The sequence below is a fragment of the Marinimicrobium sp. C2-29 genome, from assembly GCF_038419845.1.
Classification (GTDB): Bacteria; Pseudomonadota; Gammaproteobacteria; order Pseudomonadales; family Cellvibrionaceae; genus Marinimicrobium.
Window position 1 is genome coordinate 205037 of the sequence record NZ_JBCAQT010000002.1, and the last position, 24610, is coordinate 229646.

Annotated in this window: 15 protein-coding genes; 4 read left to right on the top strand and 11 right to left on the bottom strand. The window is 57.5% G+C overall.

Features of this window, described 5'->3' with window-relative positions:
- Positions 1–80: 80 nt before the first annotated feature.
- The 4 genes from AAE484_RS02850 to AAE484_RS02865 form a co-directional block, all read right to left on the bottom strand.
- On the bottom strand, positions 81–2306 hold the full coding sequence (locus AAE484_RS02850) for a hypothetical protein (protein WP_341936820.1): 2226 nt from the start codon (positions 2304–2306) through the stop codon (positions 81–83).
- Between the two features lie 110 nt (positions 2307–2416).
- The gene (locus AAE484_RS02855) at positions 2417–5593 is read right to left on the bottom strand and encodes a TonB-dependent receptor (protein ID WP_341936821.1); all 3177 of its coding nucleotides are present in this window, start codon (positions 5591–5593) and stop codon (positions 2417–2419) included.
- 541 nt (positions 5594–6134) lie between these two features.
- Positions 6135–6389: a YidH family protein gene (locus AAE484_RS02860; protein ID WP_341936822.1), complete on the bottom strand. Its 255-nt coding sequence runs from the start codon at positions 6387–6389 to the stop codon at positions 6135–6137.
- A gap of 33 nt (positions 6390–6422) precedes the next feature.
- Positions 6423–8207: a sensor domain-containing diguanylate cyclase gene (locus AAE484_RS02865; protein WP_341936823.1), complete on the bottom strand. Its 1785-nt coding sequence runs from the start codon at positions 8205–8207 to the stop codon at positions 6423–6425.
- A 208-nt stretch (positions 8208–8415) separates the two neighbouring features.
- On the opposite strand from AAE484_RS02865, the gene AAE484_RS02870 reads away from it, so the two are divergent.
- A complete protein-coding gene (locus AAE484_RS02870) occupies positions 8416–10065 on the top strand; it encodes a family 43 glycosylhydrolase (RefSeq protein ID WP_341936824.1) in 1650 nt (549 codons plus the stop codon).
- A gap of 156 nt (positions 10066–10221) precedes the next feature.
- Here AAE484_RS02870 and AAE484_RS02875 read toward each other — a convergent pair whose 3' ends face one another.
- From AAE484_RS02875 to leuA, 4 genes are all read right to left on the bottom strand, one after another.
- Entirely contained in the window at positions 10222–10605 is a 384-nt protein-coding gene (locus AAE484_RS02875) for a VOC family protein (RefSeq protein ID WP_341936825.1), read from the bottom strand.
- A gap of 138 nt (positions 10606–10743) precedes the next feature.
- Entirely contained in the window at positions 10744–12357 is a 1614-nt protein-coding gene (locus AAE484_RS02880) for a pectate lyase (protein WP_341936826.1), read from the bottom strand.
- Between the two features lie 191 nt (positions 12358–12548).
- The gene (locus tag AAE484_RS02885; RefSeq protein ID WP_341936827.1) at positions 12549–15317 is read right to left on the bottom strand and encodes a TonB-dependent receptor; all 2769 of its coding nucleotides are present in this window, start codon (positions 15315–15317) and stop codon (positions 12549–12551) included.
- A gap of 381 nt (positions 15318–15698) precedes the next feature.
- A complete protein-coding gene (leuA, locus tag AAE484_RS02890) occupies positions 15699–17366 on the bottom strand; it encodes a 2-isopropylmalate synthase (protein WP_341936828.1) in 1668 nt (555 codons plus the stop codon).
- Between the two features lie 330 nt (positions 17367–17696).
- On the opposite strand from leuA, the gene AAE484_RS02895 reads away from it, so the two are divergent.
- Positions 17697–18167, top strand: coding sequence for an Lrp/AsnC family transcriptional regulator (locus tag AAE484_RS02895; protein WP_341936829.1), 471 nt, complete (start codon positions 17697–17699; stop codon positions 18165–18167).
- Between the two features lie 25 nt (positions 18168–18192).
- Here AAE484_RS02895 and AAE484_RS02900 read toward each other — a convergent pair whose 3' ends face one another.
- The 3 genes from AAE484_RS02900 to AAE484_RS02910 all read right to left on the bottom strand — a co-directional run bounded on the left by AAE484_RS02900 (position 18193) and on the right by AAE484_RS02910 (position 21653).
- Positions 18193–20148: a sialate O-acetylesterase gene (locus AAE484_RS02900; RefSeq protein ID WP_341936830.1), complete on the bottom strand. Its 1956-nt coding sequence runs from the start codon at positions 20146–20148 to the stop codon at positions 18193–18195.
- 72 nt (positions 20149–20220) lie between these two features.
- Entirely contained in the window at positions 20221–20979 is a 759-nt protein-coding gene (locus tag AAE484_RS02905; protein ID WP_341936831.1) for a TVP38/TMEM64 family protein, read from the bottom strand.
- Positions 20916–21653, bottom strand: coding sequence for an SDR family NAD(P)-dependent oxidoreductase (locus AAE484_RS02910; protein WP_341936832.1), 738 nt, complete (start codon positions 21651–21653; stop codon positions 20916–20918). Before AAE484_RS02910 ends, AAE484_RS02905 begins: the two co-directional genes overlap by 64 nt.
- A 235-nt stretch (positions 21654–21888) precedes the next feature.
- Between AAE484_RS02910 and AAE484_RS02915 the strand changes: the two genes are divergently transcribed.
- Complete coding sequence (locus AAE484_RS02915; protein ID WP_341936833.1) at positions 21889–22443, top strand: Crp/Fnr family transcriptional regulator; 555 nt, start codon at positions 21889–21891, stop codon at positions 22441–22443.
- Positions 22444–22569: 126 nt separating this feature from the next.
- Entirely contained in the window at positions 22570–24609 is a 2040-nt protein-coding gene (locus AAE484_RS02920) for a hypothetical protein (RefSeq protein ID WP_341936834.1), read from the top strand.
- Position 24610: the final 1 nt, after the last annotated feature.

Genomic DNA, 24610 nt, shown 5'->3' on the forward strand with positions numbered 1-24610 from the left:
ATCACGTTTTGCAGAGCAAAAAACCCCCGGGCCTCTCGGCCCGGGGGTTTTTCGTTAAGTAACAACTGGATGTTTACCTACTACGCACCAGCGTCACAATCTTCTGTGTACTCTTCAAACACGACATTGTCGTACTCAACTGTCACTTCATTGGCACCGGGAGCGCCGTAGAAGCCAAAGTACCAGCTATCGGTATCGGCTTTTGCCTGGAAGTCTGTTGTGCTGTTTGCAGAGGTCCAGGTAACGCCATCGGGCGAAGTACAGCGACGAACTCGTTTTTCTGTACCATCGTCGTATACCTCGATACGGACGTAGTCACCCACTTCCAGACCATCGATATTGGACCGGGTACGGCTACCATCGTCTTTCTTCTGACCACGAGAACCGATCAGTGCCACCGGATCGCCGTCCGCATAGAAACCGATGTCTGCCCAGGCTCCAAGGTTGGTGTAGGTATTACCAGCCGGAGACAGATCGTCCATCACCATCAGGCCAAAGCGATTGCCATTGCCCTCGGCCAGATCAGCGCCAGAAACACTCGCAATACGTGCACTGAACACGAAATCGCTGATGTCAGCCTGTTGATGGGCAAAGTAAACCATATGGTGTGAAGAGTTCACGTTACCGCCAGTCGAAGTAACAGTGGCGGAGGTTTCGGTTTCGGCATCAACACTGCCAACAACGTTAAACTCATCGTCACCCGCCAGGTTCAGCGCCTGACCATTCCAGATGCTGTCAGCAGGACCAGTGTCCTGGTAGTCGATTACGATATTCTCAATGGTGATGCCCAGATCAGAGGCGCCATCTTCCGGCTGACCACAACCGGAGTCGCAGCGGAACTGGAAGAAGGAGTTCGGCGTACCCAGATCAGAGTCTACGGTAATCGACTGACCATCGGTCAACGTATCCAGCGTGGTGGAGTAAATAGTGCAAGCTTCACCATGAACGGAGTTATCCGCGCAACCACCTGATTCGGTGTTATCCACAAAGATCATGAAGTTGCCGTCCGCCGCATCGTTCGCTTTGACCACGTCAAAAGTAATGGTGTAGGGCTCACTCAGATCAATGCCGCCAACGGCTTCAGTACCGGTACCTTCTCTATGGCCGATATAGAACCGTCCATCACCCCAGGTAATCGCGTTGTTCTCGACAAACATGCGAGATGCGCCAGCGCGGGGAGCATAGAAAGGAACGGAACGATCGTCGGGGAATGCCAGGAAGATCGAGTCTTCTTCACCGAAGAACTGCTCGAACGTCATGTCCAGATCGACCAGCAACGGCAGGCCCTGGAAGGGCACACCTTCAATCTCCGGCGCAGTCACGTACTCGGTGTTCACTGCACAGTTACCCAGTTCGACCGGATCGTCCTGGTAGTCAACCACCAGGTCATTGATGACGGCAAAGCCACCGCTACTGACACGCAGCTGCAGGAAGGAAGTCGAGGTGCCGACTGGCATGCTGTCACCATCCAGTGCCGGGATGACGGCAATGGTATCGCCCACCTGGTTGCCTTCGTTATCCATCATGTAAGCGTTGCCGGGAACTTCAACAACGACGCGGTTGCCCGCCTCAAAGGTTCCGATCTCTTCGCGCAGAAGCAGCGATGCAGTGCTCCACAGCGAGTCGGCCTGACGTCCGCCACTGTTGTTGTCGACGTACAGTTCGAGGTTGCTGAAGCCTGAACCCCAGGGACCGTTGTCATTCAAACAGAACGACACGCGGTAGGGCTGGCTCAGATCCAGCTCGCCCCAGCTACCCAGTTCGTCGTTGGCGCCTTCGGCACCGTCGCTGGTGTCACTCTTGCGATTATTGGCATTTTCATCGGTCAAGTCGGACAGGATCTGGCCGATACTCATCCGGGCGCTGTCAATCAACGCCAGGTGGCCGCCGCCGGCTTTCCAGCTTTCGGTAAACTCCGGATCGACATTACCCGTCAATTCGCCGGTATCCGGGTCTTCTTCCCAGAAACAGCAGGTGGGATAGTAGAACGACGGGTTGGGATCTACCAACTCGAATTCGTTACCGTCTTCATCTTCGATGGTATTCGTAGCCGGCGTATTGAGCGCTTTGTAGTCGGCGCTGAAAAAGCCTTCGGTATCCGCAGCACTGAAGTCTTCCTGCAGCGGCATGGCTTCGTTCTGAATTTCTATCTGAGTGCCGACTTCGGGTGGATCATCGTCAGGAATATCATTGCCATTCCCATTCCCGTTCCCGTTGCTGCCGCCGCCACCGCCGCCGCTGCTGCCACCGCAGGCAACGAGGGAGCCGCCCAGCATGACTGCTGCCAGTAATTTAAGTTTCATCATGGTTGATCTCCTAGTTTTTATCTAATGATATCTCTCTACACCCCGGCTTACCGGCGGTTCCCGACAGAGGCCTGAGCCCCTGACGCGCGCCCGCAAGCACCGAGTCTCTTTTACCAGAAGCGAACGGTCATACCCACTTGAAAGGTACGGCCCAAGCCTTCTGATTCAAACAACACAGGACCATTGGAGTACTCATTGCCCTGGAAGTAAAACACATCCACATCTTCGGTGATGTTCAGTACATCAAAATAGAACTTGATGTCGTCATTCAGGTTGTACGTTGCCTTGAAGTCCAACCCGAAAATTTCATCGTGGAAGATGTCTGCCCACTTGCGACAGTTTTCAGGATAGACCACACCCGAGCCTTGTGCACCCTCAAGTGCGTCGGGATTGCTGGCATCATTCAGTCGTGCCCACTCGGCGTCCGCCTCTAGATCCGCCTCCGAGCAGGAACCAATCTGCTTGAGTACTTCGCTGCGATAATTACCAATCAGACGCGCCGAGGCAAAGTCGTTCTCCCAGCCCAGAGTCACGTTTGCCGTGACGTCGGCCTGGTTGGGCAGTTGCACGTCGTCGGCACGAACCGTTGCGCCCGCGTCCGCCGAACTGCTCAACAAGGTCAGGTTGGTGTTAACGAACAGGTTATTCTCAAAGTAACGTGAATAGCTCAGCTCCGCACCGTACACGTTGGCCACGTCACCGTTGATGGTGGTGTTGACGTCGTCGAAGACATAATCCTCTTCAATGCGGAACACATTTTCGGTGATGCTCGGTTCGCCGCCACCGGTCGAGTCAATCTGGTTCAGGGCGGCCTGAACGGAGCCGGGCATGTCGCTTCGGGCGACCGAGGTACCCCGAACCTCCACGATAAAGTCCTGGATATTTTTGTAGAACACGGCGAGTTCGGCAAAGTGGCCGTCCGGTCCGTACCAACTGACGGAGGCGTCAAAGTTGGTCGCCTCCATCGCTTTCAGGTCGGTGTTACCCAACTCCAACGCATTGCCTTCGCAGAGGGTGAAGTTGTCGGAAATGAAGTCGACATAGTCGTCATTGGGAGCGCCCAAGTCATCCTGCAGATTATCGCTACAGTTATCGCGGCCTTCGATCGGATCGGCGGCGCTCATAAAGACCCGGCCGTCAAAGGCCGCATCGGCGCTGGCGTCGTCATAGTCCGGGCGGTTGTAGTTGGTCCAGAGTGATGTCCGAACCAACAGGTCGTCGGTTGGCTCCCAGCGCAGATGCAGACCCGGATAGACACCGTCATAGCTGTTCTGGACAAAACCGCCGGTAGAGGGATCGCCCAGGGGCATGACGATGTCCCGGGTAATGCCGTCTTCTGACAGGAAGCGATCGTGGCGCAACGTAAACCAGCCGGTAGAGCCGAACTCGGTCTCCACATAGCGGGCACCGGCAATCAGGTACATATCCTGTGCCAGGTTGAATTCAGCCATCAGGTAGGCTTCATTACTCTCTTCGTAAATCGAGTAGTTATCGCTCTTGCTGGCATGGCCACTGCGCTCAGGGTCCAGGTTCAACGGGATCTGGCGGGTGACATCCAGCAGCTCTTCAGCGCTGGAAGTGGTAATGAAGTCGTGATCGAACCGGGGATTGCGCGGCGTGTAGGTTTCAAAATCACCCCGGCCGATGCCGGTGTTTGCCCACTCCAGGCAGGCTTCGTCCCCTTCACAGGCAAACGGATAGTCACTGGGGTTGACGCTCCAGCGACCGCGATCCCGAGAACGGGTGCGCTCCTTGGAGACCAGACCGGCTTTGAGGTAGTTGACCACTCCATCCTCAAAATCACGGCGCACATTCAGTTTGAACTGCTCTACCTCGTCCTGGCGGAAACCATCTTCCAGGTAAATACCGTCATAGACAAAGGCTTCCTGGCGACGCTCGCCCAGCTGGTAACCCGGGAAGCCGGCATAGCCGCCGGTACCGGGGACGCCCGAGGTGGGAATCTCCGCACCCGCTTCTTCAGCCAGTAAGCGAATTTGGGTGCGGGACAGGATCTGAGCGCGAATATCATCTTTGAACGTCTGCGCATACATCGGCAGCGACTGGATGCGGAACTGGACACGCCGGTCATCCGGGTTGACCTGTTCGCCCACCGAGTTGTGGTATTCGTAATCCACAGTCCAGAGATCAAAATTGTTTTCGCCACCCAAAGCGTAGGTGGTCGTGGTATCTTCGGAGTCCTGAATGAAAACATGCTGCTGAAGATCGGTATCCGAGACAGCGAAAGCGTTATTATCCGGATTGATGAAGGACACGTAACGGGCATCCCCCTGACCGAAGCGGAAGTACTCGCGCAGGGTCAACTCTTCATCGGTAAAATCCGAGCGGTCGTACCGCACAAAATACTCGCTGTTGTCGTTGGGACGCCACTCGATATTGAACGTACCGGCAGTGGTGGTACGGACACTCTCGTCCTGACGGACTTCCACTTCATAGGGAGCCAGAATGCGTTCGTTATCGATGTAGGGATCGACATCGCCTTCCTGCAGGTACTCGAGAGAGCTTCGCGCATTGTTCTCACGATTGTTGCTGTCGTCGCCCAGTTGGGGCTGTGACACCCGCATGAAGCGCGGATCATTACTGCTGCTGTGACGGATCTGGTTGACTTCCGTGGCCCGCTCTTCATGGGAGAACGAGACCGCAATACCGACCGTCTCATCAAGGAGCAGTTTGGTGGCCTGCAAGGTGGCCTTGGGCGAGAACTCACCGCGCTGCTCGTGCATGGCGCCCTGAAGACTCAGACGCAACGAGTCTTCCCCGCGGGTGAAGGCGGTGACGGAGTTGACGTTGACGCGACCGCCAATAGAGTTCAGGTCCATATCCGGTGTCAGTGATTTGAACACCTCAATGGAACCCATCAGATCAGCGGGAATGGAATTCAGTGCCACGGAGCGGTTATCCGTACTGGAGGAAGCCAGTTCGGAGTTATTCAAGCTGACACCGACAAAGCTTGGGCCGAGGCCGCGCACGTTGACGAACTCGCCCTGGCCATCGTTTTTCTGCAGAGTGACACCGGGCAGGCGCTGCAGTGCTTCGGCAACGTTCTGGTCGGCGAAGTTACCGGCATCATCCTGGGAAATCACGGAACTGAAGATATCCCGATTGCGTTCGATTTCGCGGGCATTCAGTTCGGCGGAGCGAACACCCTGGACCAGAATTTCTTCCAGCATCGGCTCTTCTTGAGCGGTCTCCTGGGCCTGGGCGATAACAGGAAGGGCCCCACAGGTCGCCAGCGTTACCGCCAGCGACAGCATACGTTTCTGAAACATTTTGTCTCCCTCGACTACTTCTTTATATTAGTATTTAGCGGTTGAATGATTTCTATAAGTGGTCTTCACGCGATAACCTTATTGCCACCAAAAGACGGACGGACCTCGGGTGCGGTTAGTGCTTCAGACGCAACTCTATTGTGTTTAATGTGCTATCACTTTCTTTTTTTACTAACAGATCTTTTCGATCTTTTTATCGCTTGATGCGATTTTCTCTGCCCGGAAACGTCAAAACTCGGTTGATTGTGGTAGGTTTTTTCAGACGTTTTCGGTACTCACCTAAAGATCTTTGCACAGGGCGCGGCACAATTCAAGGTCCGATGTCGTTAAATTCTCTTTAAGGCCCAAACGTTACAAAAAGCGATCGGCCTCAGACTGTTGCCGTATAAAGAGCGCTCAACATACTCAATAATCGACCGTCGATAGGGCATTTCTCCTGCGCCACAGGCGTATAAAGAGATATATGTTATTAATAAAAACCTGGATTTTTATTCGAATGACCACCGGTTTTGGCGTCAGTCGCTCATACCGGGGTCAGTCACTAGGCCTGAACCTTGGGAATCTCTCCCCGCACCTTGAGGAAGCGGTAAGTTCCGATGATGAGAGTCAGCACCCCTGCCCCGATGGCAAACCAGGCAACGAAGATGAGCAAGGGCTGGTCGGGAAGAAACTGGAGCACCACGCCACCACCAATCAGTAGCGACAGGGCGGTCCGTATATAGGAGAGAAGCGTCCGCTCATTGGACAGATGGGTCCGCTCCACAGCCAGGTGGTCACGCAGGTCTGTATCGCTCAATGCCGCCTCCTCAGGTCATTCGGTAAAATACCCTCAACTCGTCAGGTGAGGGCCGTCCGACGTTCTCAGATCCGGCTCCACCGGGTCGTCCCGATAGATGATACTACAGTTACGCCCGGCGGCTTTACCCTGGTAGAGCGCCTTGTCAGCGTATTTCATCATCTGATTGACGCTGAGTATCCGGTCACCCTCCAGCACGGAGGTGATGCCGCTGCTGAGTGTGTGCTCGATACGCTGGTCAAGATACACTGTCGGGTGTTGCGCAAACTCCCGGCGGATCCGTTCAGCGATATGCCAGACCGAGTCCACTCCCTCCGCTCTTAGCAACAGAGCGAATTCCTCCCCACCGTAGCGGATGCACACGTCGCTGGTTCGGCAGTGGGCGCGCAGTAGCCGGGCCACCTCCCTGAGTACCTGGTCGCCCGCATCATGGCCGTAGATGTCGTTCACCACTTTGAAATGGTCCAGATCGATCATGATCAGAAACACCGGCACCCGATCGCGGGTGAATTGCTCGCAAAAGCTCTCATATTGCTTTTGAAGCTGGCGCCGATTACCCAGTCCGGTCAAAGGATCTTTGTTGGCCAGTTCGACCGCCTTGCGCCGCTCGGCTTCGACACTCAGCAACCGTTCACTCATCGCCACTGTCAGGAGTACCGCCTCGAGCAGACTCCCGAGCTGCAGCAGAGTGAGCGACTGCATCCCCCAGGGCACCAGATTCAGATAGGCGCTCGCGAGGGACAGGATCAGACTGACGGAATAAATGCTCCAGGCAAATACATACCAGCGGGCGTATCGAACCCCCTGACGCCAGGCCCGCCAGCTGATCGCGGGAATGACCAGTGCGATCAGAGTCAGCATGCCAAACGCCAGGTGCAGTATGGGAACATAGAACCCGAGCCAGCGCAGCCCGATACCTCCCAGTGCCACAAGCTGCAGGCCCTGGAGCAGTCGGTGAGTCGACGGGAATCGTTCGGCGGTTCGCAGAAAGGCTTTGGAGAACTCGCAGGCCAGCAGCGAGAACAGCAAATAGGAGATGTGAAACCCCTCGTTGTGCCAATAGACACGCTCGGGCCACAGGTATTGAAAACCATAGCCATTGAGGAGCAGCCACTGAAACCCGGTTGCGGCCAAAAACAGGGCGTAGGTATAGACACTGGTTCGGCGCAGCACCGTCCCCACAATCAGGGCGATGAGAGTGAGAACCAGTAAGATGCCGTAATAACCCCCGAAGAGCAGATTCTCCTCGCGCACCATCCGCTCGAATGCCGACTCGTCATACAGGGTAAATTGCAGACTGACAGAATCCGCCTTCTGGTAATACGCCTTCAGGTAAAGGTCGGTGTGGCTCTGTCCCAGCGTAATGTGCTCAAAACTCAGCTTGCGGTAGTCGACCGGTCGTTCGGCAAACGGAACGCGATCGGACAGCGATTGGTGTCGAAAGTCGGTGCCGCCGGCCTCCCGATAGTAAACCTCGATATGGTCGAGGTAGCTGGTTTCATGAACCAGGACCCAGTCTTTAGGAGTCTTACCGGTATTGCTGAGCCGGACCCTCACCCAGTAGGCACGGTCGCTGATGCCCTGGTTGATCGCGCCCGCATCCAGAGGCCGGTATGACGCCTTTTCCGCGTCCACCAGGGTTGAGTCCCGATCCGCCACCCAGTATTCGGCCCGATCCAGCAGTGGCAGACTCTCGAGCCGGGAGACATCCACTGTCGGCAGCGCACTCTCCGCGTAGGCATGGCCACACAGCGCCAGAACCCCGAGGACCACCATCAGCCATCGGCTGCCGAGGCGCTTACTGCTCTTCTCCGTCATTCGACCGCCAACCAATCAGGAATGAATGTAGACAGATTATAGGCGAAAAAAAGCGCCATCCCCAGAGGAGATGGCGCATTTAGGTTTCAGCCTGTTCTCCCGTGAGTCCGTATACATCCTTCCGGTTTCTGCTATATTCGATCCCGCAACCGCATAAAAACCAAAAAACCACCGGCGTCCACGCCGGGACAATGAGAGAGATCAACCTATGGCACACTGGCTCAAAACGGCCGGTCTGGCACTGCTCGTCAGCGCCTGCACCTCGGCCCCCGACCCCGACCGTCTCCAGACTCAACCCCAGAAAGACGACTGCTCCCCCCATCTGGGCAACCCCTATATCCAGAATTGCCAGACCTGGGCGATGACCCATGAAGGCCAGCGCCAGGCAGACCTGGGCGACGGCACTTACCTGAACCCGATCCTGTCAGGCGATCGCCCGGACCCGAGCATTCTCAAGGACGGCGACGACTACTACATGACCTTCTCCTCCTTCGAGGCTTACCCCGCCCTCACCATCTGGCACTCCAGAGACCTGGTGAACTGGGAGCCGGTGGGGCCCGCACTCACAAAGTACGTGGGCAGCATCTGGGCACCGGAGCTGACCAAACACGAGGGCCGCTACTACCTGTACATTCCGGCGAAATTCCCGGGCAACAACAACATCTACGTGGTCCACGCCGATAACATCGAGGGGCCCTGGTCCGAACCGGTGGCGCTGGACAATGATCTGATCGACCCGGGCCACGCCGTGGGCGAAGACGGCAAACGCTATCTGTTTCTCTCCGCCGGCTATCGCGTACCCCTGTCCGATGACGGCCTGAGCATCACCGGTGAGATGGAAAAGGTGTACGACGCCTGGGACTATCCCGAGCACTGGGATGTGGAATGCGACTGCCAGGAGGGCCCCAAGATCATGCAGCACGGCGGCTACTATCATATGATCACCGCCGTAGGCGGCACGGCCGGGCCGCCCACCGGACACATGGTGATTCACGCCCGTTCAAAATCCATTCATGGCCCCTGGGAAGACTCGCCCCACAACCCGATTGTGCGCACCGAGAGCGCCGCGGAAAAATGGTGGTCGCGCGGTCACGCCACTCTGGTGGAAGGCCCCACCGATGGGGACTGGTACATGATGTACCACGGCTACGAGAACGGCTTTTACACCCTGGGCCGGCAGACGCTGATGGAGCCGGTGGAGTGGACCGATGACAACTGGCTGGTGAGCCGGGGTTACGACATGAGCCAACCCATCCCCAAACCCGAAGGCGGCGAGGCGGTGACCCACGGCATACCGCTGTCGGACGATTTCAGCGAGAACAAATTCGGTATCCAGTACAGCTTCTTCCGCGGTGATGTCACCGAGAACGAACGGGTCAGCTATGACCATGAGGCCGGCATCCTGGAGCTGGAAGCCAAGGGCGATTCGCCCAGCAACACCTCGCCGCTGACTTTCATTGCCGGCGATCAGGCCTACCAGTTTGAAGTGGATATCGAGTTCGATGACGGCGCCCAGGCCGGCGCCCTGCTGTTCTACAACGACAAACTGTACGCCGGTGTCGGCGTCAACAAGGACACCTTCGTCCTGCACCGCTACGGCATGGACCAGCGCACCAGCCCCAAACCCGAGGGCATGGAGAACCGCCTGCGCATGCGTATCACCAATGATCGTCACATCATGACCATCCACCACAGCACCGACGGGGGCGAAACCTGGATCAAATACCCCACGCAGATGGAAACCTCCGGTTACCATCACAATGTGGCCTACGGCTTCATGAGCCTGCGCCCGGCCATTTATGCCTCCGGGGAAGGTAGCGTACGCTTCAGTAATCTGGAGTATCGGGCACTGCCCTGATCGCCGTGTAAAGGCCAAGCTGGAAAGTAAGCAGGCCAGGGGCGTTTCAGCCATCAACACCCCGGGAGATACGTCTCCCGGGGTATTTCTGCTTTACTGACCTGCTCAAAGCCAGGCGGGCCGTTCAGCTTTAGCCCTTACAGCAGGAACTCCTTATTACAGCATAGGCTCACCACGTTTACATAACTGAATGCTGAAGCCAAACGGATCGCGCATCATTACCAGGTGAGAACCATCGTCCAGCCTTACCTCCTCGACAAAACTCGCCCCCACTTTCTCAAGCTCGGCACGTTTTGATTCAGGGTTGTCACATACGAAGGCCAGATGCAGAATAAGCGGGTTCATGTCAGCATAGGGAGGCACTTCATCCGGTGGATTGTTGTAAACCTCGATCATGACCTGACCACTGGAATCCTTCAGAAAATGAGTACGGGGTCCACTTTCCATTCTGCGCGCAACACTCATTCCCAGATTTGCCACATACCAGTCAGCGACAGCGACCGGATCGGCCACGTTGTAAGCGAAATGTTCGATTTTCATATCAGTACCTCTGTCAGAAAGTTTTCAGGGTTATCCGGTCAGACAGCTATGGCCCGTTGCGTGGTGTAGCGTTACGCTCTTCGGGGAAACGCCATAGCGTCGGACGAGTGGGTGTAAGCGGAAAGTAAAAAACCGGGTTTATTCCCGGCTCTCCAAGTAGCGGATCAGAACCCCCATATTCTTGATGAACGCCCCGGTGGATATCCCCATCGCCGGCTCTTCGGCGCGGTAGGGGGAGGTATCCCAGGCATCCCCCACGTTGCGCGCCCCGAAATTCCCTTCGGCAACGGTCTCGGGTGCCGGTCCACGATAGGCGTTGGAGGTGTAGCGCAGCGGCGTGGGCCAGTAACCCTCGTCGTTCAGTGCCTCCAGCAGACGCTCGGCGTCCCGCTCCAGATCGCCGGTCTCGGGCGAGGGCTGAGAGCGGGTGTTCAGGTCCGAGACACTGACATTGCCCAGCGTAAAGTACGGGGGCAGCTCGGCGCTCTGGGGCTCGAGCAAGGGGGAGCCCGCCGTCGCCTCGGCCTTGGATAGCTGAAGCACCTGCTCATACTGATGCCGCAGGCCTTCGACGTCCACGTGTCGTGTAGAGCGATAATGCGCCAGGGTATTGTCGGGGTCGTAATCCACGTAATACTCACCATTGACGGCATTGGAGCCCCGGCGGTGGACATAGAGCGTGCGGTCGGTACCCAGCTCGACAAATGTCGGATGAGTACGGTTACCGGCCTGCTCGCTCTCGGGCAGCCGGATCTCATCCAACCAGTCCAGCGCCGCCGGAATCGGCGCCAGAAATTTGGTCTCGCCGGTGAGCCGATAGAAGTTGATCAACTGGGAAACATTGGCGGCCGTGGTGCTCGAGGAGAGCGAGTTGGGCTCATAGCCACGCGCACCGGCTGGCTTCAGCTCCAGCGTGTACTGCATTCCCCAGCCCGGCTGGGGAGGCCCCACCTGAGTCACCAGAAAGGTGTTCATGGCCCGAATGACCGGCTCGCGCACATCCGAGCGACCCAGCGCCTGGTAGCACAGCAGCAGAAATTCGATATTTTCCTGGGCCACATCGTCGTTAAAAGTGATGAAAGGGGTATAGTCCGGCCGCCCCTCTTTCACATAGTCGTCCCGCAGCGGATAGCGCTGGGGCCATCCGCCTATCGGGTACTGACTGTCCAACACAAAATCAATGGCCCGATCCAGCGCCGGGCGGTACTTGGGGTCGCGCTTGACCATATAGAGGCGCAACAGGAACTTGGCCGCCTCCATGGTGCCCGCATCGTCAAAGGTGGCGTTGCCATAATAGTGGTGGAACTCCTCCAGCCGCCAGGCGTTTTTGCCCACTGTGTCATACCACTCCTTGAGCGACTCTTCCCCGGCATAATCTGCCAGATAGTTCCAGCCACCGCTGGGGTGCTGCGCCCAGATCAGGGCACCGGCCACCTCTTCGGCGGCACTGTAGTAGAAGTCATCGTCCGTGGCATTGAACGCATCCAGATACAGATGCCCCACCGTCGCCGTTCCGGGCGGTTGAATCCAGATCATCGTCCGCTTGGCTTCCAGCTCGCCCCACATCCGGGAAAAATCCGGCAGATAGGACCAGAGGTAGCCACCCCGGTAACTGACCTCCTCGCGCATGAAGCGGGAGGCCTGTTTCATCGTATCCTCAACCGCCTCGGAGCTGGGGGCGGCCGCAAGCGGAGCGGGAAGCCACAACGCAAACACAAACAACAGGGGTTGATACCAGTCTCGTCCAAACATCTCTCTCACCTCAATTATTTTATTTACGTTTTATTGGTTATTGTCTTTCTCACATTATTTTGCGATTCATATTAGCCGACCCCCCAACGGCAATAAAAGCGTCTTTACCATAGGCGAAAAAAAGCGCCATCCCCAGAGGAGATGGCGCAATAAGGCTTCAGCCTGTTCGCCCGAGGGCGAGTAGCCGAGGGTTAGTAGTTGTAACGCAGACCCAGGTAGACCTCACGTCCGGTGGTATTGTACTCACGCACCAGGTCCATATCGCCGGTCGGCCCCGTGGTGTACAGGCGCTCGGTTTCGTTGGTCATGTTGATGCCTTCGAGGGTGATTTTCAGATCATCCGTGATGTTGTAGAAGGCGGACATGTCCAGACGGGTCGGGCCGGTAGTGGCGTGTTGAGCATTGCCGTTGCTGCCGCTTGGATCGGTAATGTAGTCATTTCGGCCATTGACCGATCCGCGAATGCCGTAACGGTCCGTCTCGTAGTACAGCGTGAAATTGTAGCTGTTCTTGGACAAGCCGGGCAGACGACTGACAACCGACCCAAAGCGCGCTTCCGAGTCGACGTAGGTGTAGTTGGCGATCACACCCAGATTGTCGAAGGGCTCGGGCAGGAAGGTGAACGGTTGCTGATACGCCAGCTCCACACCTTCAAGCTGGGCACCGTCACCATTGATGGGCTGGGAGACAAACCAGTCACTGCCATCAATGGGCACCGCGCTCTCTTCAAACTGCGGCGAATCGGGGTCATAAGCCGGCTGCAGGGCGACGATTTCACGCAGTTGCGGACTGAGCGGACCTTCCACTTCGTCACCGCTGATAAAGCTCTCGATGTCTTTGTGGAAGACCGTAGCGGCCAACAGCGCCTCGTTGTCGAAGTACCACTCAACGCCGATATCAACCGCACTGGCACGAATCGGATCCAGGTTCGGGTTACCGCGGCTGATGTTGCCGTTCAGCGCCGTGACACTGGTCACGGTGGGCGACAGGCTACCCAGTCCCGGGCGGGTCAGGTTGCGCGAGAGGTTGGCCCGCAGGAGCAGGTCGGGAGCGATTTCCCACACGATGTTGGTGGACGGGAGAACGTCGGTATAGTTGTTCTCGCCGGTCAGGGCAATCGCGTCGCCTGAATCGGGATCCTCAGTCGCACCCTCGGAGGTCATCATGGTCCGGGCAATACGCAGGCCGGTATTCACCCGCAGAGGACGATCAAACACTTCGGCTTCAAAGTCGACTTCACCATAGATACCCATGGTTTCTTCTTCCACATTCCAGGAAGCCGAATCAACCGGGGCCGGAGTGAATTGACCCGCACCATAGGCTTCAATGGTGTTGTCAAAGTGGGCGATGAGCCAGTTTTTGGGGAAGCCGTCCGGCGCGTCCAGACCGGTAGCAAAGTCATTGATGCCAATGCCTTCCATCGTGGTGGTCAGACCCGCCGGAGAGTCCGGCGCTTCAACCGTGCCCTCGGTGGGGTTGTAACGCAGCGAATCCACCTCGCGGACATTGTAGATAAAGCCGGTTTTGAAGGTGGCGCCACCCTGGTGGCTTTCCAGATCGACACGGAAAGTGTTGTTGTCACGCTCGACAACGTCTTTGCGCAACACCGGGCCGCTGAACTGGTAGGCATCCTCATCCAGGATATCGAAGCCGTAGCTCATTTCCGCGATGTTCTTGTTCTCGGTGAAATCGAACGAGAAGCTGGACGGATCGCTGGCGGTCAGGTTGAAACGGTACTGCTCTTCGTCGTGCTCAGAGGTGGCATTACCGACCATGAAGCTCAGAGAGGTCTGGTCAGTCAGGTCGTATTGACCGGAGAAAACCGTCTGAAAGAAGCTGGTCTCGGAGAACTGACCGCGACTTTCCGAGCGCGGCTGAACATTGTCAAAGCTGCCCGCGATCATCCGACGACCCTCGTCATCCAGCGTTACGCTGGTGGGAGTAATGGTGTCCTGGAGGTTACGGAACTGGGCGAAGTAGTTGTAAGACTCACGATCGTTTTCCAGTTGTGAGGCGAGCATATCCAGGCCGAGTTCAAGCCGATCGTTGGGACGGAACTGGAAGGACGCGGTGGCACCGGTGCGGTCCTGGGTGTTGCCAAAGTAGTCCATACGCGGCAAGCGTGGATGCCACATATAGTCGAGCGGATCATCACCGGCTTCAAATTCCGGATGGTTGGCGCTCGGATTGGGTGTGCCATTGACGTCGGTACCACTGGTATCCGCCCAGCCGCGGTCGCCGTTGGCGAAAGGCGAGGTCCAGCGTACGGTACCAAAACCTTCCTGGCGCACGGTGCGGGTGGAGTGCGCAATCGAGAACAGGGCCCCGAAGGTGTCGTCCATAAAGGTGTTGCTGATCAGCGCCGCGACGCGCGGGTCGGTTTCGCTGGCCACATTGTCGACGGTCGCCTGGGCACTGGCGCTCATGTTCAGCCCGGGGCTGTCAAACGGCTTGGCGGTGTGCAGCTCCACAGTACTGGCCAGACCACCCTCTTCCACCGACGCTTTGGGCGACTTGTGGATGTCGATGCGGTTGAACAGCTCGGAAGCAAAGATGTTGAAGTCCATGGAGCGGCCGCGGTTCACACCGCCGGACGAATCCAGACCACCGGCACTGCCGGGCACTTCCATACCGTTCAGGGTACTGCGGGTAAAGTCGGGGCTCAGGCCGCGGACCGTGATCTGGCGACCCTCACCGCCCTCGCGGTTGATGGCCACACCGGGAACCCGCTGCAGGGACTCGGCGAGGTTCAGGTCGGGCATTTTACCCATGTCTTCCGCCACGATGCTTTCAACGTTGTTGGCGGAATCACGTTTTATGTCCAGAGCGCGCTCCAGACTCTGACGGAAGCCGGTCACCACGACCTCTTCCAGCGCGGGTTCATTGTCTTGGGCGTAGGCAGCTGGCATAGCGGCAGCCGCCAAGGCCAGGGCTAGTGGGCTCAGTTGGTATGCTTTCATTCTCTAACTCCCTCAATGGCTTATTGTTAGAACTGTGTGTTGTTTTAGAGTTTTTTGACTCTAGGTTGAGTTCTTCAGGTTGAACTTTTTAGCTCGAGCTTTTGGGACTCTCGTTATTGTCGATGACACAGGGCGTCACCGGGCGCAAATGATTGCGTCCATCAGATCATCGCATAAGAAAACCCCATTAGCAAAGAGGAAATTATTAAAAAAGTGAGGTTAGCGGCCGGGTTGGCACAAATATCAACACAAAGGGCGATATTCAGGACGCTGGAGGACGTGTCACGGGGACATAACGGGATAAAGAGAGGGCAAAGAGGGGATAAACAGGAAGGAAAATCGCCGGCCTGCCCCAAAAGAGGGCAGACCGGCGAGCTCAGCTTAGGCCGCTGAAGCGAGGTCGCGATTGACGCCGTTGATCAACGCCTTGATGGCGGCGGCGACGATGTTTTTGTCCTGCCCCACACCAAACACCGGTTTGTGCTCACCCACCTTGACCTCCACGTAGCAGACGGCCGCCACATCCGAACCGGCGCCCAGGCCGTGCTCGTGGTAGTCCACCACCGTGATGGTCTCGCCGGCGTGCTCACCCAGGGCCTTGGCCGCCGCATCGATGGGGCCGTTACCCTTGCCGGCCAGCTCCACTTCCCGCCCCTGGTACTGGCCCAGAATCAGGGTGCTGACCTCATCGCCTTCGCCATCGCTGACCCGGCTGCTGTTGTAGCGGTAAGGGGCATCCACCTGCAGATACTCCGAGTCGAACAGTTTGTAGATATCGGCGCTGTTGACCTCTTTTCCGGTCTGATCGCTGACTTTCTGCACCACACCGCTGAACTCGATCTGCAGCCGGCGCGGCAGCTCAAACCCGGCCTGCTGCTGGAGCAGAAAGCTCACACCGCCCTTGCCCGACTGGCTGTTGACCCGGACCACGGCGTCATAGCTGCGGTTAAGGTCCGCCGGGTCCAGCGGCAGATAGGGCACTTCCCAGAGGCCTTCGGGGTCCTGCACGGCAAAGCCCTTTTTGATCGCGTCCTGATGCGAACCGGAAAAGGCGGTGAAGACCAGCTCGCCCGCGTAGGGGTGGCGCGGATGGACCGGGAGCTGGGTGCACTCCTCCGCCAACTGGCGCACCTGATCAATGTCAGTGAAATCCAGCCCCGGATGCACGCCCTGGGAGTAGAAGTTGAGCGCCAGGGTCACCAGGTCGACATTGCCGGTGCGCTCGCCGTTGCCGAACAGGCAGCCTTCCACCCGGTCGGCGCCGGCCATCATCGCCAGCTCGGCCGCGGCCACGGCGGTGCCCCGGTCGTTGTGTGGGTGCACGCTGAGCACGATGCTCTCGCGGTTGTTCAGGTTGCGGTGCATCCACTCGATCTGGTCGGCATAGGTGTTGGGCGTGGACATCTCCACAGTGGCCGGCAGATTGAAAATGATCTTGCGCTCGGGCGTGGGCTGCCAGATGGCGGTCACGGCATCACACACCTCTTTGGCAAACTCCACCTCGGTGCTGGAGAACACCTCGGGCGAGTACTGATAGACCCACTCGGTCTCCGGGTAGGCCTCGGTCATTTCCTTGACCCAGCGGGTGCCCTGCTCGGCAATGGCTTTAACGCCGGCCTTGTCGGTCTTGTACACGATTTTGCGGAAGGCCGGCGCCACCGGGTTGTACATGTGTACGATGGCCCGGCGCGCGCCCTTGAGCGACTCCACGGTGCGTTGGATCAGATCCTGGCGCGCCTGGGTGAGCACCTCGATGGTGACATCGTCGGGCACCTGATTTTCTTCAATCAGGCGGCGCACAAAGTTGAAATCGGTATCCGAGGCCGACGGGAAACCCACTTCGATCTCTTTGAAGCCGATCGCCACCAGCGCCTTGAACATGCGCATTTTGGTGTCGACGTTCATGGGGTCGATCAGCGCCTGATTGCCATCGCGCAGGTCGGTGCTCATCCAGATGGGCGGCGTGTCCAGCACGCGATTGGGCCACTGCCGGTCGGGCAATTGAATCGGCTCAAAGCGCTGGTACTTACTGGCGGGGTTGGCAATCATGGTTCGGCTCCAAAACGTCGTCTTGTGTGAGTGCCCGGATTGAGGTGGTTGGACGGTGCCGGCGGGGTAAACCGGGCGTTTTGTCGGTAGCGGAGTATCACTTGTGATGATGTTCCACTGTCCGGTCACAACAGGGCTTGTGGCCCAAAACCTCACTCAAACTCAGGCAGTGAACACAGTATAGGGGCTCGGGCGCGGCATTAAATTGCTAAGATGGCTGAAAATCTCGCTGTTATGGCATATAATTGCTGAATACAGTTTATTATTGAAATATAAGTTATTTTCTACTTAGAAGGTGGGCAGAGCCCACCCTACGGGTGGGGACAAACCATGCAACACACGCTCGATCGCTATGACCGTATGATCCTGGAAACCCTGCAAAAACGCGGGCGGATTTCCAATCAGGAGTTGGCCGAGGCCATCAACCTCTCCCCTTCCCCCTGCCTGCGACGGGTCCGGCAGATGGAGGAGCAGGGATTGATCGACGGCTATGTGGCATTGCTCAATGCTCGGGAGCTGGGGCTGAATCTGATGGCCTTTATCCAGATCAGTATGGACAAGCACACTCCGGACCGCTTTGAAGCCTTTGAGCAGACGATTGCCCAGTACCCGGAAGTCCTCGAATGCCACCTGATCACCGGCCAGTCCGCCGACTATGTCCTGAAGGTGATTGTGCGGGACATGGACGCCTACCAGCAGTTTCTGCTGCAGAAGCTCACCCGCATTGAAGGGGTCAGCGGCGTCCAGTCCTCTTTTGTGTTGAAGTCACCGATCAAAAGCACGGCCCTGCCCGTGGACTAGCGGGCCATGTTTTTAATGGCCGTCGTTACCAGTCGTCGGTGCGAAACGGCGAGGCGGGCAGCCCTTCACGATTGCACAGGTTGGCGCCCTCGGGGTTATCGGCCCAGGCGTAGCGCACCGCCTTGGGGTTGCGCACGTCATCGCTCCAGACCCGGACCTGGTTGCCCCTGATTTTGGCCTCGGCCCAGACAAAATCGCGGTCTTCCCCGGCAATGGCAAATTGCTGCAGCGGCTCGCCATCACAGCTGGCCAGCCCCGAACCCACGGCGTCGAAGCGCAGGTGCACCCGTTTGCCTTTCACTTTCATGCTCTGGTAGATCGGTCCTGAACCGACCGCGTCCGGCTCTCCATCCGACTCTCCGTACGCTACCGCCCGGGCCGATTGGGCCAGGCGTTCACCCACGGTTTTCTTGTCGAGCGGGTGGATGTCGTTCCACTCCCCTACATCGATGGCCACCGCCATGCCGGTATGGGGGGTGTTCAGGGTGGTGAGCTGGGCCTCGCGCAGGCGGGCCCAGTCGCTGTCGCCGGGTTGCTCGCGGGCCTCGAGGAAGTTGGCCAGCTGGACAAAGAGGAACGGCAGATCCTCCTGATCCCATTTGTCGCGCCAGTTGTTGATCAGCGCGGGGAACAGCTCGGCGTACTCCTCGGCCCGGCCCACATTGGACTCGCCCTGGTACCAGATCACGCCCTTGAGCGGGTAATCGGTGAGGGGGGCGATCATGCCATTGTAGAGTCCGAGTGGTTTCCAGCGGACGAAGGTCTGGGGTTCCAGCGCCGGCAGTTCGGCGCCCTGGCGCCGATGCCACTCGCCGGTCAGATCGATGGTGTCGCCCTGCCATTCGAGCTGGTAATCCTTGTCATAAAAGAAGCCGGCCCGACCCTGATTGTTGGTCAGCCGGATGGCGATGGTGTTTTCTCCCGCCTTGAGCACGCCTTCGGGCAGACGATAGCGACGCGGCGGGTACTGGTAGGTGGTTTCCCCCACCGGTTCGCCATTGAGAAAGGTGGTGTCGGCATCGACCATGCGCCCGAGAACGAGCATGGCGGGCTGGCCGGCCCAGTCTTCGGGCACCTCGATGGTTTTGCGCAACCACCAGACGCCATTGACAACAGGTTCGTCCTCTTCAGGCCAGTAGCCGGGCATCTCAACGGTGTCCCAGTCGCTGTGGTCCAGGGCGGGATCGGCCCAGAGAAATTCACCGTCTTTGAAGCCTTTGTCTTTCTCGTCGCGCTGCTGGTACCAGGCGTTCGAACGGGCCTGATCACTCTCGATGATCTCGGCCACCCGCGCATCGTCCTGAAAGCGCCGGGCTTCCTTCAGGTGCTCCGGGAAAGCTTTGAGCGCTTCTGCACTCAACCAGGATTCAGCCGGTGAACCGCCGAGCGCGGCGTTGATGATGCCGATGGGCACCTCGTACTCCGCCTGCAGGTCGCGGGCAAAGAAGTAACCCACGGCGGATATCTGGCGAATGTTGTCGGGGGTGATGCTCAGCCACTGCCCCCCTTCCAGATCCTGCTCCGGGTGTTTGAACTGGTAACGATCCGGCACCTCGAAATAGCGGATCCTGGGGTGATCGGCCTGCTCGATTTCCGCCCCGAACATCGGCTCGACCCGACCCATGGGCAGTTCCATATTGGACTGGCCGGAGGCGAGCCAGACATCGCCCACCAATACATCGTCGAGCCTAATCTCATTCTCGGCGCGAATGTGCATTTCGTAAGGCCCGCCGGCCTTCAGCTCGGGCAGAGTCACCTCCCAGCGTCCCTCCTCATTCGCCCGGGTCTGATAGCGCTCGCCCTGGAACGTCAGGGTGACGGCTTCATCCGGATCGGCCCAGCCCCAGACCGGGACCGGAGTATCGCGTTGCAGCACCACCCCGTCGCTGATCCATTGGGGCAGACGGACCTCGGCGTGAACAAAGGACGGGAGGGTTGCCAGCAGGGCGCCGGCCAGTAACAGGGGTTTGATCGGACTCACGTGCGCTTCTCCAGAATTATTATGACCTCTTATAGTCTACATGATAACAAGTGGTGCGCAAGCAAAGCGCGGTCAGCTCTCGAGACGCCCCTCGCTGGCCCGGGTTCTTCGAATAAAGACGGCCCACGCCGTCCAGAAAAACAGTGCCAGACCAATGGCCGCATAAATGGCTGGCTGGGGACTATCGAGACTGCTGCGGGAGCCCGCAAAGGCGGCAATGCTGGCGTAAGGTAAAGTGGACACCATATAGCAAGCAAAGAACCGGACAAAAGGCATACGGTTAGCGCCTGCCATGCAACAGGACACCTCCGGGAGTATCGGCATGGCCCGACAGATCAATAACAGGGTACTGCCGTGCTGATTGAACAGGCTTTGCATTTCTTCGCGTTTGTGTGATTCCGGGTATATTTTCTTCAGCAATCCGGGACCATAAAGTCGACATAACGCGTAACCGGTAACGCCCGCTGAAGCCATTCCGAGCGTCGAGCTGAATGCGCCCAATCCAAAGCCCAGAAAATAGCCGGACAAGATGGCAATCGTGAGCGTCGGCACCGCCATAAAAATATCCGCCAGAAGCAGCGCCACGATCCCGATAACGACGTAAATGGCATTGACTTCCGAAGCGGCCTTCAGGCCGGCTTCTATTCCCTCCACCGTCAGAACACCGGTTGTCGTTACCATCAGGAATGTGGAGGCGAACAGAGTGGCCAGAACCAGGGCGACAGTAATGAGTGGTTTCATGGGTCTGAACCTTTTTTCGATGAAGATCAGGCGCCTTTCATTATGGTGGCCATCAGTGTCGGGCTTATGCGCGAGAGCGTTGGCATCCATTTGGTTTTACCCACATAAATATCGTCCTTGCCTTTCTCCACCCCTTTAATGATCTCTGACACTGCCCGCCTTGCGGAAATTTTCCCCTTACCGCGCCCCTCGGTCATGGGCGTTTCGACCAGGGGCAGAATCGCGGCATGTGCCTTGATGGACGTTGTTTCCAGCTGATAACGAAAACTTCGGGTGAAGCTGAGCAGCCCCGCCTTGGTAGCACAATAAACGGTCGAGTACTTTTTCGGATACAGGCCCAGGCCAGACGTTACATTGATGTAGGCAGCCGGCCCTTCCAGATCCAGAAAGTGCCCGAGCGTCAGGGCGGATATCCAGATTTGCGCGGTCAGGTTGATCGCCACTTCGGTCTCGATACTGTCAAAGCTGAATTCTTTTTCATGGAGCATCGGTGTCATTTGAATACCGGCGTTGTTCACCACCACGGCCAGGTCTTTGTAACGCTCAAGGATATCCCCGATGGTTTCTTCAACTTCCGTTTTCCTGTCAATTGAACACTGATACGTAACGACATTTCTGTAATTGCGTTTTAGTTCATCTAACTTCACAGGGTTTGTCGCAATGACAATAATGGTTTTATTGACCGGTGCCAGTTGCGCGACCATCTCCTTCCCGATACCCGAGGTTCCCCCTGTAATCAGAATCGTCCTTTCTTTCAATTGCATGATTGATGGCTCCTGATCCGCCGCGATTGACATCAATTGTATAACCGGTGCCCTCCCCGAGGCATTAACCCATGTTAAGTGCAATGTTGTTATTTGCGACAATCCGCGTTTTTCTTGTTGAATCCACCGGATAAGCTAACCTTGGTACTATTGCGATTTGGTCGAGCATGCACATAACGCCTGGAGCGAATTTTATTCCTGCGGGTCTCGTTGATTGAATAGAGGGGTTAACCCGATGATTGAAGGCGGCCTCCTTGAGAGGATCAGTGGGTTGGGTAGCGAACGCTACGCAGCCAAGGGCACTTTTTTATTTCGACAGGGGGACCTTTCAGACCACTTTTTTATATTCTGTCAGGGAATGGCCAAGGCCTATTACGAAACCATCGATGGCAAGGAGTTCATCAAATCCTTCATCCGCGAGAATGAGTGTATCGCCAGTATGCAGGTGATTGTTGCCGGGAGTCCCAGCCCGTTTAACTTGATAACCGTTGAAAACAGCCGCTTTCTGGAAGTTCCTGGTGACCGATTGTTGGCCGTAATCAAGGAGGATGCAGAGTTTTCCAGCGCATTCAGTTCGTTGCTTTTACAGGTCGCCATGAAGAAAGAGCGGAGGGAATATGAGCTTCTTTGCCTGTCTGCGGAACAACGATATCGGTTGCTTTGTAAACGGGAGCCGGAGTTGATACAACGCCTCTCACAGACTGACGTGGCCCGGTACCTGGGTATCACGCCGGTTTCACTCAGTCGTATCAGGAGCCGAACGCCATTCAGATGTCCGATTTCGGAGTAGACCTCTTTAACCCCCCTGATTCGCAACCAGGCTAAAAGAATAAAATAAAATGAACCTGGGGAGTGAGCTCGACGACTACCTCTTCGGAAACACCCATTTTTCAAACTGTGCGAAGAGGATAACGTCATGAACAGTCGAGCCCAATACACCCACACAGGCCTCAAAGCCCTGTCTCTGGCGCTGCTTACCAGCGCTCTGATCGCCTGCGGCGGAAGCAACAGCAACGGCCCGGGCGCCAACGATGACAATGGCAACACAGACGACCCCACTCCAGTCACCGAGGTGGATCTGGATTTCAATGTGCAAAGCCACGACGGTGCCCGCCTTGAGGGCGCGAGCATCACCCTGGATGAGGAAACTCTGGACAGCGACGAGGGCGGTAGCGTCAGTTTCACGATTCCTTCCAGTGATGAGGTCGTGGTCCAGACCCGCATGGAGGGTTACATCAGCCAGTCGATCAAGGTGCCGGCCGAGGAGGACAGCATCACCCCGATTCGGCTGATGCGCGTGAAGCAGACATTGAACCTTGATGCCATCGAGGAGGCGCGTACCCTCAGCGCCAACGACCTGGGAGCCAGAATCACCTTTCCGGCCAACGCCTTTGTGACCCCCGATGGTGAACCGGCCGATGGCAGCGCCAGTGTCCAGGTGACGCCCTGGGATATCGCCAACGGCGAGCTCAACGCCATGCTGGGCAACGGCCAGGCGCTGGACGCCGGCGGGGCCGAGGCCGAGCTGATCAGTGCCGGCATGATCACCGTGGATGTTCACAATGACGACGGTGACTACCTGCAATTGGCGCCGGGCGCCACGGCCGAGATTCAGATGGACCTGCCCCATGACAGCATCAACAACGAGGCGCTGAGGGTGGGCAGCACCATCCCCATGTGGCACTTCGATGAAGACCAGGGCGTCTGGATCGAGGACGACAGCACGCTGGGTACCGTGGTCGCCTCCGCCACCTCTCCCGTAGGCCTGGCGGTACACGCGGAGGTCAGTCACTTCTCCACCTGGAACTGGGATTTCAAGTTCGAAAATGGCGGCAGTATCAATGTTGAATGTCGGCTCCTGGATGACAGCGCCGTACCCTGTGCCGTGACTGCCGACATCACCCTGGATGACGGTTCCACCTTTACCCGCAACGGCCAGGTGGCCGAAACCGGCACTACCATTGTCAACATGCCCAACAGCGCCACCATCGACTGGTTTGCCACCTCACTGGGCGGCCTGCTGGGTGAGCACACCTCGGACATGTCCGGCGATGTGATCATCGAACTCGAAGAGCCCACCACCGAGAACAACGTCCGCTGTGAACTGCCCGACGGTACCGGTGTTGACTGTGAGGTGGCCATGACCGACGGCAACGAAACCCTGACGCAGACCCTCCCCGCCCAGGGCGGCACCATCGCCACCAACTGGTCCGGTATTGATCAGAACAGCACTCTGACCTGGTCCGCTGAAGTCCCCGGTCCGATCTCGTTCAACCAACAGAATGTTCTGGCCGAAGGCAGCGCCACATCAGACGCCAGCGAAGCGGTGGTTATTGCGCTGGACACCACACCCATTGAAGACGTGGAGGTGACCTGTGCCGGCACCACTGGCGCCGCCATTCCCTGCACCCTGGAGATTGTCGCTGAAATCCCCAACGACAGCCCCTTCATCGCTTCTCACTCGCTGTTCACGGGCGAAAGCACGGTTCCGGTACCCGCCGAAGCCACCCTGGTGCACTGGTCCGCCACCTCCAACGGTGCCTACTCGCAGGACGGCCAGTTCATGCTGCTCGAAGGTAGCGCCCAGAGCGCACTGGTCACCAGCCAGACTGTCGTTCTCGATCAGGAAACCGTCCAGGGCCCGGCCCCCGAAAGTATCGATGTGAGCTGCATCAACGGTCAGGATACCTCCGCCAGCGTCTGTGAAATTGAAGTGCTGCGAGAAGGTCGGGGCACCGTGGCAATGCTGGAAGACGTTCCCGTGGGCGAGATAAGAACCGTCGACTTCCCCAATGGCATGGGCGCACAACAGGAGTGGGTATTCATCAGGGTGGCGGGTGAAGACGGTTCACACGCCAGTGAATTTTCAGCCTACCCCGACATTACCGATGGCGAGCACTTTGAGCTCGAGCTGGCCTGCGGACAGGACGCCGCTGGACAGTCACTGTGCCAGTGAT